The following is a 12346-nucleotide window of genomic DNA, read 5'->3' on the forward strand; positions in this document are numbered from 1 at the left end:
CTGCTTCCCTGCTGCTGGCGACCCGACCGGAATTGGTCAAGGCCTCAGCCATCGTCCACACCCTGGACCTAGACTTCATGCAGACCGTACTCGTCCGTCGGACAAGTCGTCTATGCGCAACAAGAGCCTAGCGTAGGCGATTTTTTCAGGTAGATTATTTAAAATCTTTTTTAAAATAATTAATTCAATTTTCCTTTGCAATGGTGTTCTATCCAAAACACACAACAAAAACAGGAGCACAACCAATGCCCACGAAGGACAAGCTATGAATGCCTGCAGCGACACCATCGACATCGCCATCATCGGCTCAGGTTTCGCTGGGCTGTGCATGGCGATCAAACTCAAGGAGGCCGGGATCACCGACTTCCTGGTTGCCGAGCAAGCCGAGACCCTCGGCGGTACCTGGCGTGACAACCATTACCCCGGCTGCGCCTGCGACGTGCAGTCCCACGTGTACTCATTTTCCTTTGCACCCAACCCGGACTGGACGCGGCAGTTCGCCCCGCAGCCGGAGATCCGTGCCTACCTGGAGCAGTGCGCCCGACGTTTCGAGCTGGCGCCATTCCTGCGTTTTGGCATGGGCCTGCAACGCGCCGTTTTCGATGAACAGCAGCAACGCTGGCAGCTCAGTTTCGGCAATGGCCGACACATCAGCGCACGGGTGCTGATATCGGGCATGGGCGGCTTGTCGCGCCCGGCGCTGCCGGATATTCCAGGACTGGAGAGCTTCAAGGGCACGCGCTTCCACTCGCAGCAGTGGGACCACGAGTATTCATTGCGGGGCAAACGCGTGGCGGTGATCGGCACCGGCGCCAGTGCCATTCAGTTCGTTCCGCAGATCGCGTCGCAGGTGGCTCATCTGGATCTGTTCCAACGCACGCCACCGTGGATCATGCCCAAACCGGACCGCGACATTTCGCGTGTTGAGCGCTGGGCGTTCAAGCATCTGCCGTTCACTCAGCGGCTGGTGCGCGGCGCGTTTTACTGGGCGCTGGAAGGACGCGTGGTCGGCTTCGCCCAGCACCCGCGCTTGATGAAAATGGTGCAGAAAATTGCCCTGCGCCACCTGCACAAACAAGTCACCCGCCCTTCCCTGCGCAAAATCCTGACGCCGGATTACACCATCGGTTGCAAGCGCGTGCTGATCTCCAATGACTATTACCCGGCGCTCTCGCGCAGTAATGTCGAGGTGGTGACCCAGAGTGTGCTGCGGATCGAAGCCGACGGCGTCGTCACCAGCGACGGCATCAAGCACCCGGCCGATTGCCTGATCTTCGGCACCGGTTTCCAGGCCACCGATCCGTTGCCACGGGACTGCATCATCGGCCGCAATGGGATCGACCTGATGGACACCTGGCGTGACGGTGCCCATGCCTACAAGGGCACCACGGTGCCGGGCTACCCGAACCTGTTCCTGATCGTCGGCCCCAATACCGGGCTGGGCCATAATTCGATGATTCTGATGATCGAGGCCCAGGTCACCTACATCCTCGATGCGCTCAAACAGATGCAGCGTCATCGCATCGCCACGGTGGACATCCAACCCGCCGTGGAAGAGGCCTACAACCTTCAGTTGCAGGACAAGCTCAAGCGCACCATCTGGAACACCGGTGGCTGCCAGAGCTGGTACCTCGACCCGCGCACCGGCAAGAACACCACCTTGTGGCCCGGTTCGACCTGGCGTTTCAAACAGGTGACCCGGCAGTTCGCCCTCAAGGATTACGCCATCCATCCAATGCCGGTCAGCCAGTCACCCGCCCCGGTTCCGGCACCCCATTCCAGCGCAGAAGGCAGCTTGTCATGAAGTCATTCAACGGCCGCGTGGCGGCAATTACCGGCGCGGCATCCGGCATGGGCCGCGCATTGGCCCTGGCCCTGGCGCGGGAAGGCTGTCACTTGGCGCTTGCGGATAAAAACAGCCAGGGCCTGGAACAGACGCTGGCGCTGATCCGGACCTCAATCTCGTCGCCGGTAACGATCACGACCCAGGTGCTGGACGTGTCCGACCGTCAGGCGGTGGAGGAATGGGCCGCACGCTGCGTCGCCGACCACGCCCAGGTCAACCTGATCTTCAATAATGCCGGAGTGGCATTGTCGAGCACCGTGGAAGGCGTGGATTACGCCGACCTGGAATGGATCCTCAACATCAACTTCTGGGGCGTGGTGTACGGCACCAAGGCGTTCCTGCCACACCTCAAAGCCAGCGGTGACGGGCATGTGATCAACACGTCCAGCGTGTTCGGCTTGTTCGCCCAGCCCGGCATGAGCGGCTACAACGCCTCCAAGTTCGCCGTGCGCGGCTTTACCGAAGCATTGCGCCAGGAACTCGACCTGCAGCGTTGCGGCGTCTCGGCCACCTGCGTACACCCCGGCGGCATTCGTACCGATATCTGCCGCAGCAGCCGCATCGACGCCAACATGACCGGGTTTCTCATCCACAGCGAACAGCAGGCCCGCGCCGACTTCGAAAAGTTGTTCATCACCGACGCCGACCAGGCGGCAAAAGTGATTCTGCAAGGCGTGCGCAAAAACAAGCGCCGCGTGCTGATCGGCCGCGACGCCTATTTCCTCGACCTGCTCGCCCGCTGCTTGCCGGCGGCCTATCAAGCGCTGGTGGTGTTTGCCAGTAAACGCATGGCGCCCAAACCACGCGCGCCGGTATTTGAAACCAACGACGAGCCTCGTCACTGAACAGGAGAACGCACCATGCTGCCGATCCGTCGCGACATCCGCTTTGCCTTGCCCGCCGAGCGCATCAAGAACTGGCATGAACAAGGCCCGTTCATCACCCACTTCTTCAACGCCTTGTCACTGCTGTTTCCCCAGGGCGAACTGTTTTTCATGGACAGTGTGCGCCACTACCGCTCACAGATTGACGATCCTGCCCTGAAGGCCGAGATTCAAGGGTTTATCGGCCAGGAGGCGATGCACAGCCGCGAACACGTGGCCTACAACGATCTGCTGCAAGCGGCCGGGTTGCCGGCACACACCCTCGACCGCCGTCTCAAGTTCATCCTGGATCTGCAAAAAAAACACATGCCGCCCTCGTTCAACCTGGCGGTGACCATTGCCCTTGAGCACTACACCGCGATGCTCGCCGAGATTCTGCTGAGCGACCCGTCGCGTTTTGGCGACTCGCTCCAGGGCTACCAGCAGATGTGGTACTGGCATGCCCTTGAGGAAACCGAACACAAGGCGGTGGCGTTCGACGTGTGGAACACGGTGATCAAGCCCGGCCCGCTGCGTTACCTGCTGCGCACCGGCACCATGCTCACCACCACCGCGCTGTTCTGGCTGGTGGTGTTTGATTTTCACCTGCGCCTGCTACTGGCCGATCGCACATCGGGCGGGCATCTGAAGGGTTTCTGGCGCATGCTCAAGTTTCTGTATGGCCCCAAAGGGGTGTTCCCGCGCATGGTGCGGCCATGGCTGCATTATTTCAAACCGGGCTTTCATCCCTGGGACCACGACAATCGCGCGCGCCTGGCGGGCATCGATAGCCTGCTCGATGAGATAGATCGCACCCGGCGCGGTTACGAGTCGGCCTAGGCTTGCGCCAAGGCTTCGCGTTCGCGCACGAAGTACGGCACCCGGTCGCCGGGCAGCGCTTTGCTGAAATACCAACCCTGGATAAACAGCTCGGTGCCGGTGTTCAAAAAAGCCAACTGCTCGGCGGTCTCCACGCCCTCGACCACCACGCCCAGGCTCAGCGCCTCGCAGAAGCGCAACATGCCGGTCAGCACCTGAGCGCCCTTGGGGTCGCTTTGGGCGACCACAAAACTGCGATCGATCTTGATGAAATCCACGGGAAACTGGTGCAGATAACTCAACGCCGAAAAGCCGGTGCCAAAATCATCGAGATAGACCTTGGCGCCGATCGATTGCAGCTTCTGGATGGTCTGGCGCGTAGCCTGGATATCACCGACCAACGCGTCCTCAGTAATTTCCACCGACACTCGCCCATGGGCCTGTGCAAGGATTTGCACCAGGCGATCACCATAGGCGGCGTGTGTCAGGGTCGAACTGGAAACGTTAATGGTCATCGGCAATTCAAAGCCAACCCTCTTCCATTGCTGGTACTGGCGCACGGCCTGGGATGCTACCCATACATCCACATCCGGCATGAGCCGTGCCTGCGCCAGCCATTGCAGGAACTCCCAGGGTGAATGCACCGTGCCTTGGCTGTCCCGGGCGCGCATCAAGGCTTCACAACCGGTGCACAGGCCGGTACGGATGGAGATTTGGGGCTGGAACTCCAGGTAGAACTCGTAATCGCTGATCTGCTGAATCCGGCTGAACTCGACGGCCTGGCGTGCCGCGCTGCGATGGGACGCCAGCACCGGGTCGAGTTCCAGCAAGCGGCCTTTTTCTTCAAGACCGCGAAAGGTCATGTCCAGGGACTTGAGGTACACCGTACCGCTCTCGCTGGACTGGCGATGCAGCGCGCGCACATAAGGCGCGTACACCAGGGTCCCGAGCCCCAGAAGTGCCAGTTGCAACACCACCGCAGCTATGTCGCCATGGGTACTCAGGTAGGCATTGAGCAATACCGGTGCGGTAAGCGGCACGCTGGCCACCGCCGGCGCCACCCAGCCCATCTGTACCACCGCCAAGGCCACCATGGCGTTGAGCGCCGGCACCAGCAGGAACGGGATGAACAGACGTGGGTTGAGGATGATCGGCAAACCAAACAACAGCACCTCGCTGACGTTGAATAACGACAGCGGTAAGCTGGCAATCGCCAGCAACCGCATGGTGTGGCTCTTGGAAAACAGCAGGATCGCAAACAGCAGGCACAACGCCGCGCCCGAGCCGCCGATAAACGCGAAACACCCCAGCAAACCACTGTTGAGCAGGTATCGGCTCGGCTCACCCGCCGCCAGCGATGCGCCGTTGAGCACCACGGCCTGGTCGAGTACATCGAACAGCGGCTGCATGGCATAGACACCGTGTATGCCGAAAAACCACAACAACGAATTCATCAAGGTCACGAACAATCCGCTGCCGTAGGGGGTCTGCAGCACATCGAGCACCTGAGGCCCCTGAAGCTGCATAACATAGGGAATCTGCAGCAGCGACGACAACACCAACACCAGTGACAGCGCAGTGATCGCGCCAGGCACCACCATGTTGATAGTCCCTTTGAGGTTGTGCCCGACCAGGTCCTCGTTGACCAGGCGCGTCCAACGAAAGCGGTGCAACCAGGCGATGGCGGGCACGTTGATCAAGGGTGACGCAATGGCAATGAACAGCACGAAGGTGGCCGAAGCCCGGGGATAATCGCGCAGGACGAAGGTGGCCACGACCACGTGGGCAAGGCACAGGAAAGCGACCGGCAATTGGGGTAGGCGATACTGAATCGCCAGCATATACCCGATGGACGCGGCGACCAGCAGTGGGATGACCGCGCTGATCTGGTTATGCAACCCCGCCAGAAAGCCCACGACCTGTGGGTCGAGCCCCAGCACACTGGCGCATTCGGACAGGATCAGGAAGCCGGCAGACACCAACAGGCACGGCAGGATCCACAACAATCCCTCACGGATCGCCCGCAACGACTCCGTACTGGCCAGGGCCGCCAGGCGCTGAGTTAGGAAAAGCTTGAACAGCGTTTGCGCCATGACCTGTCCCTCTGCCTGTCACTCGCTGCAACGCTACACGTCCTGATAGCGGGAGCGAAAGCTTTTTGCCACTTTCCAGGGGGGTTTGGGCGGCAGATATCCCCTTGCTACGCTGATCGGCAGATGAATAATAGGAACTTTCCGACGTAACCTGCCCCCTAAGCTGATCTGAGTCGGTATCATCCGCGGCTTTCTGCGCATTAATGGATGCTGCAGCCAGGGTGAAACCCGGGCTACCCACTCAGGGATGCGGTCTAGAACGGAAGCAGGCACTCAGGAGAAGGCTTAACTATGCAAGACAAACGCTCACCAAACACTATGCGTCCCATCTTCGTCACCATTGTGCTGTGGCTGTGCAGCGTTGCGCTGTTGTTCATCATCAAGAACGTGATTGAACTCTATACCGGGCCAGTCGCTGAAACCTGGATAGACCTGACCCTGGTTCTGGCGGCTTACCTGATGTTCTTCCTGCTGGCGCCATTGCAGAGCTGGATTCAGCGCAAGGCCCACAAACGCGCTCGACGTCATCTGAACCGTAACGCCTCCGATACCGAGCCGCGTCGTTCTCACTAAGGTGCACATCTTGTCAGCCCCCGGCGATAAGCATCAACTTGCCCTGGATCGATTCCTGCGCGAACAGCCGCAACTGGTCACCCAGTTGGACAGTCTCAACCCGCTGGCGGCCCAGGCCAGGGGAGAAACCCTTGCGCAATATCGTGCCGAACGCCTGCATGAAGCCTTCGAAGCGGAGGCTGAGCGCCTGAACCTGTTCGCCTGGGAATTGACCCTCAAGCTCACGGCCGAATCCGCCGAAGCCTTCGAGGCCCAGCGCCTCGAAGTGCACAAGGAAGTCGCGCAGATGGCCGGTCTGGGCTGGGCTGAATACTGCCAACTGCATGGCTTGACCGGTTGACCCACGCTACAAGCCCCAACGAGGCCGCTTGCGGCCAATCACCTCGCGCAACTCGGCGGCCGTTACGGTACGGCGTTCCGGGTCTACCGCCAACGCGCAGCGTAGTGCGGGCCAGCAATACCCAGGCAGTTGCCTGGGGCGAGCCAGCTTGTCCATGGGACGACGCTCACCAAGACGTTTGCCATGGGCCAATTCATACAATACACACGCCACACCGTACACGTCGGCAGCGGCGGTCAACGCACCGCCTACCAACAGTTCAGGGGCCGCATACGCGGGCGTCCAGGCATTGAAACGCTCGCGATTCAACGTCGGCAAACCCGCCTTCGCCCACGCCGGCGCATAACCCAGACCAAAATCGAATAAACACACCCCCTCTTCCCCGACCATGACATTGGCCGGTTTCACATCGCCATGCAGAATGTTTTGCAGATGGGTATAGGCCAGCGCATCCAGCAACTGCATGGCCAAGGGTTGCAGCTCCCGCCAGGGCAAACCATCAGGGCACTCCGGCAACAGCCGGTCCAGGGTCATCCCCTGCAACCACTCCATCGTGAAGAACGCGACTTGGCTGTGGGTGTCAACCTCGAACGAAAACATCCGTACCACGCGCTCGTGACGCAGGCTGCGAGACAACGCAAACTCGCTGTACAGCAACAGATGTGCATCGGGGCACTGGGAAAAAGACTCGTCCAACCGCTTGAGCGCAACCCTGGAACAGGGTTCGCCAAACTGTTCATGCAACAGGTCCCGAGCGCCATGCACCACACCCATCCCTCCCCGGCCCAGCACACGCTCAAGGTGATAACGCCCCAAAAGCAGGTCGGGAGGATCAGGCACGGCGTTCAAGATCGCACCACGACAGCGGTCAGGTCATCCTGCGTCGGCCGGCGCAACGCCCTGGCAAACAACTGATCCACCGCGTGCTGTGGCGCATCCACGCTCAACGCACACCCCAGGTCGCCATGGCTGAGCGCCTGGTAAAGGCCGTCACTGCACAATAAAAATACATCGCCCGGGCGGGTGCTCAGTTCCAGCACTTCAAGATGCAACGGCGAGCGCGCACCAACGGCGCGAGTCAAGGCCCTGGCGTCAGGGTGGGCGCGGGCTTGCATCGGGCTCAACTGGCGCTCATCCATCAGACGCTGTTGGAGGGAATGGTCCCTCGACAACAAGTAAAGGCTCTGCTGGCGCCACAGATAACAGCGACTGTCACCCGCCCAGAGACAAGCCGCACGCCCGTTCTCAAGCAACAGCGCAACCACAGTGCTGCCCATCGTGACGTGGCTGCCCGCGACGGGTTCCACTCGCGCATCACCCAACCGTTGATTGACGTCTTGCAAACGTTGACGGACCGCGCCGACCCGCCGATCAAGGCCGCCCTGGGCCGACAACTCAGCCAGGCTGCTGACTACCCATTGGCTGGCCACATCTCCGTGGTGATAGCCGCCCATGCCGTCCGCCACTGCCCAGCAGCCTCGTTGCGGGCAGTCCAGGAAGGCATCTTCATTGCGGGCTCGTGCTCGCCCTTGCTGCGAGTGCCCGGCACTGCGCCATGGGCGCAGTCCCCGGCTCACAGCTGCTCCGGCAAACGGAAAGTGCGCCATGTGTCCATTTCAAACGGGCCAGGCGTACGTAGGCTGGTCAGCAGGTAATTGGCGCGCAAGCCGGCCAGGTTCGCCTTGAAGAGCTGGACGTTGCGTCCATTGGCGGGCTCTTTCTGCAGCAAGTCAAACAACCTGAACAATGACCAGGCCCCGGTATTTTTCTCGAGACCCAATGGGCGCTGCTCAGCCCCTCGCTCCAGCACGAGGCTGCTGCGACCATTATCCGCATCGGTAGGCCACTGGAATGTCATGGGGAGAATCGGCCCGTGGCGATACTCCAACTGCTTATCGCCCACCCGCAGGATCGCCCGGCTGACCGACTGATCCAGGCTATAGGGTGCCAGGGTAAACCGGACTGCCAGCTCCCCCTGTTCTTCAGTAAAAAACCCGCGACGGATCACCTGGGCTTTCGTCAGTTGATCCAGCAGTGCGCGCGAGACCGGTAAATTGCGCCCATCCATGCCTCGTAACCTGTAGCGGTTGCCATCGGCAATGACGAAAGGTCGCAAGTAACTTTCATAAAAACGCACCAGAACGCCCTGAGGTTTGAAGAACTCATGAAAATCATTGAGGGCCACATCGCTGGTTGCGTGGGCATTGAACGGGTAACGCAGGCGGATCGCCTTGGCATACAGGTGATGCACATCACTCTGGTAGCGTTGGTTGACGTGCACATAGGCCTGTTCCAGCAATTGACGCCAACGCTCATCGGCGATGCCCTCGAACCACCCCGCCAGCGGTAGCGGCAAACGGGCAGCCGCATCACGCAGAGCGCCCAGTACATCCTGTTGCCCTTCCATGCGGCGTTTTACCCTGAGAAAAGCCGCCTGCTCCGGTGAACTGTCCCGACTCAGCGCCGCCAATTGCAGATGCAATTCGTCCAGCAAACGCAAGGCCTGGGTCAACTGTGCGCCCGGGTTGAGCTGCTCATCGAGCAATTGATGCCAGGGCTCGAAACGCCGTTGCAACGCACGACGCGCCGCGTCGGGAAAGACCGCCTGCGCGGCGGCCGCCGAGGTCAAGGGGCCCAGCTCACCGGTTTGCAGGGCGACTTTGCCCAGAAGCTCATGCCCCGACAGCAAATGGGTATTTTCACGCAGTTGCAGTAGCAGTTGGATCAACGGGGATTGCGCCGATGTCAGACTCGCCAGTTGCTCGGCACCCTGGCGCAGGTTATCGCTAGGCCGCAGGCTAAGCCGGCCAAGGGCGGCAGCCCAGACATCGGCATATTCACTGAAGTAGCGTTGCTGCAATTGGACCATCAATCGACCTAAATCCATGGCGCCAAGATCAGTGCCCTCCCCCAACACCCAGTTGTCCTGGGCGATAGCGTTCACCAACCGCGGGCCTTGGGTCTCGAAATACTGCACATACCTTTTTGTATAGAAACCCGGGATCGGCGGGTCGATGGCGGCGAATACCTTGCCCTCGGCCAGACGCAGGGGTTCGAGGTTGCGCGACTGCTCGCGCAGCACGCGATAAACCCCATCCGCCAACGACTCACCTCGCAGTTCCTCACGCGCCTGCGCCACCAACTCGTCGTTGAGCGGTGCCGTGAACGGCTGTTCAAGCAAACGCGCCAAATGCTCATTCAAACGCGCCTGCAGCGAAGTATTACCGGCGAAACGTGCGGCCCAATAGCCCGCCACATGTTGCGCCAGCCAGCGGGAATCCCGCCGTTCACGAAGGCTGAGCATCAGGTAGGCACGCAGGTTCTCCAGCAACCGTTCCCGATCACCCAGGCTGGCGCGCACCTGCTCTTCGAGCTGCGCCGTGACCTGAGCCAGAAGTTGCTGTTGCAACGCCTGCTCATAGGCTCGAACCAGCAACGGGCGACTCAACTCTCCCTGATACAAGCCTGCTCGCTCGACCAGGCGGGCGTCCGCCACATCTGGGAAAACCCGGGTTGCCGACAGGCGAGCATCCAATAAGGTCACAAGATGTAGGGCGTCATCGCCACCCTGCGGGGCGGGCGAAAGTGCGGTTGCCAGCGCCGCTACCTGAGCCAGACGTTGCTGGTTCAGCGAGTAGCTATACGTCCACAGCGCCCCGACACCACTGATGACCAGCACTACCGCCAGGGCCTGCAACCCCTGGCGCCGACGCATGCGTTGTTGCTCCTGGGTCTGCAAGCCGGCGAGGTCGGCTTCGGCGAATATCACCCGGCTGAACAGACCTTGGACAAAGTGGTTGCGCCTGCTGTCGGCGCAGGTCAAGTAGAACCCTCGCAACCCATTGACGCGCTGATAGCGATGAGCGGAAAAAGCCAGCTCGATGAACAGACAAAGGCGCTCGCCCATGCGCGCGACCTGCTGGGGGAAACCCAGCATCTGGCCACGGCGGTCGGCATTGCGCTCCTGATGCAGGCGCGCAATCAGCTGGTCGTTCAAACGTTGCAGCAACTGCTCGAACGCCTGGTGAACCTGGGCGACTTCAACCCCCGCCTTACCGGGCTCAAGTGGCTGGCCAAGCACGCTATCGGCACCTTCTCCCAGAGGCGAGTCGAAGAACTCGCCGAACCCCGGCAGCCGATCAGCCTGGGTCAATACCAGATAAATCGGCACATCTACATGCAACGTCTGCTGGACTTCCTGCAAACGTGAATGCACATCCCGGGCATGCTGCTCCAGATCATGCTCGTTGCCGCTTATCAGCCTGTCTACCGAGAGTGTTACCACGACGCCGTTGAGCGGGCGCGCCCGACGCCGCCACTTGAGCATCCTCAACAGTGCCGTCCAACCTGTCACGTCGACAGAACTGTCAGGCTGGCTCAGGTAGCGCCCCGGCGTATCGATGAGTACGCCTTCGTCGGCGAAGTACCAGTCACAATGGACGCCACGGCTCATCGGCGCCGCGCCTGCCTGATCGAGCGGCAAGGGCAAACCGGCGGCGGCCAACAGCTGCGTCTTGCCACTGCCCTGCTCACCGATCAACAGATACCAGGGCAAGTCACGGCGCCAGCGCGGGCTCTGCTCGCCGTAACGCCGGGATGTTCGCAACAGCTGAACGGCTTCCTTGAATCGACCTCGTACATGCCGGTGCTCCTGCTCTACCCATTTCACCGGCTGCCGGTGCGCGCGGCGCCCAGGCTTTTCATGGCCGGCAACCCGGCGCCCGCCCATCAAGGCCATCACAACGCCCCACAGTAGAAACAAGACACTGATGGTGACCAGCCGGGCCGTCGGACCTTGCCAGAACCGATGGTCGTCCACGGCCAATAACGGTCCGATCCACCACACGACAGCAGCGCTGCAGAGCACCAATAACAGGCTCCAGACCCAAACCGTGCCCAGCACAGTGCCCGCGCCCTTGAAGAATGCGTTCATTCATTGCTCCCAGCGTTTACAAGGGCGTCTGGTTCAAACCCGACGCCGACAATTGAAGGGGTTGCAGCGCACTCGCCCGCTCTTTGCCAAGGACCCAGGCAAATCCTGTGTACATCACCAACAAGCAGGCCAAGGTGAAAGCCGCAAACCACGAGGCCGGGATCAGGCGTAATTGCCTGCGGCGTGGCCGTCGATCCCTGGCAGGAAACCCTGGTTCCACCGGCGGGTCACCTCGTACATGGCGGATCTGTCGATACAGGCCGTCGCGCACGGCTTCGAGTTGCAACCCTCCCCGCTCCATGACCCGATATTTGCCTTCAAACCCCAGGCACAGGCACAGGTAGATCAACTCCAGTATCGCCAGGTGTTTTACCGGGTCGCGAGACAAGCGCTCCAGGAGTTGAAACACCTTTTCGCCACCAAAGGTTTCATGGTGAAAACGGCTCAACAGGCTCATCTTCGACCAGTCGCTTCTGGCACCCCATGGGGTGGTGCCCACGGCTTCATCAATAACACTGCACAGTACGTAGCGCGCCGACATGACCTGGCTGCTTTCGATACCGCTCTGCAAGCCGCGGGTTTCGAATCGAGTCACCGCCGCCAACAAGCGCTCGTTGAGCGTGTCCAACTGCTCACGACCGGAGTAGCCCTTGAGTTGAACCAACTCCGACAACAGCTCCCAGGCTGCCGCTACCAAGGGATTGAGACCCACCTTGAAACGCTGTGCACCCAGCAGATGGCCCGCATAGATCATCCGATCTTCCAACTGCTCATAACGCGGCGGTGACGGAAAGTCTGTGATTGGCCCCTGTGCCGGGCCGCGACCTTCACGGTCAAGCAGGACGGTCTTTTCGTCCTGCGGGTATTCACTGTCCATAG

General features: G+C 60.7%; 10 protein-coding genes. 5 read left to right on the plus strand and 5 right to left on the minus strand.

The genetic code is table 11. The features are described 5' to 3' along the window. The first annotated feature begins 265 nt into the window (after positions 1-265). Genes EXW71_RS02855 through EXW71_RS02865 form a run of 3 tightly spaced genes read left to right on the plus strand, consistent with a single transcriptional unit; the run spans position 266 to position 3549 of the window. On the plus strand, positions 266-1804 hold the full coding sequence (locus EXW71_RS02855; RefSeq protein ID WP_134657508.1) for an NAD(P)/FAD-dependent oxidoreductase: 1539 nt from the start codon (positions 266-268) through the stop codon (positions 1802-1804). Beyond that, positions 1801-2691, plus strand: coding sequence for an SDR family oxidoreductase (locus EXW71_RS02860; RefSeq protein ID WP_134657509.1), 891 nt, complete (start codon positions 1801-1803; stop codon positions 2689-2691). Before EXW71_RS02855 ends, EXW71_RS02860 begins: the two co-directional genes overlap by 4 nt. 15 nt (positions 2692-2706) lie before the next feature. Further along, positions 2707-3549 (plus strand): metal-dependent hydrolase, encoded by an 843-nt coding sequence (locus tag EXW71_RS02865; protein WP_123718622.1) that lies wholly within the window; start codon positions 2707-2709, stop codon positions 3547-3549. On the opposite strand, the gene EXW71_RS02870 is transcribed toward EXW71_RS02865, so the two are convergent. After that, positions 3546-5621, minus strand: a complete 2076-nt coding sequence (locus EXW71_RS02870; RefSeq protein WP_123718623.1) for a PTS sugar transporter subunit IIC/EAL domain-containing protein — start codon at positions 5619-5621, stop codon at positions 3546-3548. The two genes, EXW71_RS02865 and EXW71_RS02870, sit on opposite strands and share 4 nt — an antisense overlap. Positions 5622-5912: 291 nt before the next feature. On the opposite strand from EXW71_RS02870, the gene EXW71_RS02875 reads away from it, so the two are divergent. Both EXW71_RS02875 and EXW71_RS02880 read left to right on the plus strand, forming a co-directional pair. Then, on the plus strand, positions 5913-6194 hold the full coding sequence (locus EXW71_RS02875; RefSeq protein ID WP_123718624.1) for a hypothetical protein: 282 nt from the start codon (positions 5913-5915) through the stop codon (positions 6192-6194). A 10-nt stretch (positions 6195-6204) separates the two neighbouring features. Next, positions 6205-6534, plus strand: coding sequence for a DUF6388 family protein (locus EXW71_RS02880; RefSeq protein WP_134657510.1), 330 nt, complete (start codon positions 6205-6207; stop codon positions 6532-6534). 6 nt (positions 6535-6540) lie between these two features. Here EXW71_RS02880 and EXW71_RS02885 read toward each other — a convergent pair whose 3' ends face one another. From EXW71_RS02885 to icmH, 4 genes are read right to left on the minus strand one after another with little or no spacing between them, the layout of a single operon-like run. Next, entirely contained in the window at positions 6541-7383 is an 843-nt protein-coding gene (locus EXW71_RS02885; protein WP_134657511.1) for a serine/threonine-protein kinase, read from the minus strand. Next, positions 7380-8111 (minus strand): PP2C family serine/threonine-protein phosphatase, encoded by a 732-nt coding sequence (locus tag EXW71_RS02890; RefSeq protein ID WP_256657070.1) that lies wholly within the window; start codon positions 8109-8111, stop codon positions 7380-7382. The genes EXW71_RS02885 and EXW71_RS02890 overlap by 4 nt, the downstream gene beginning before the upstream one ends. Further along, a complete protein-coding gene (tssM, locus tag EXW71_RS02895) occupies positions 8108-11467 on the minus strand; it encodes a type VI secretion system membrane subunit TssM (protein WP_134657513.1) in 3360 nt (1119 codons plus the stop codon). The genes EXW71_RS02890 and tssM overlap by 4 nt, the downstream gene beginning before the upstream one ends. Positions 11468-11483: 16 nt before the next feature. Next, entirely contained in the window at positions 11484-12344 is an 861-nt protein-coding gene (gene icmH, locus EXW71_RS02900) for a type IVB secretion system protein IcmH/DotU (protein WP_134657514.1), read from the minus strand. Between the last annotated feature and the right edge of the window lie 2 nt (positions 12345-12346).

The sequence above is a fragment of the Pseudomonas sp. BCA17 genome (genome assembly GCF_004519405.1).
Lineage (GTDB): Bacteria > Pseudomonadota > Gammaproteobacteria > Pseudomonadales > Pseudomonadaceae > Aquipseudomonas.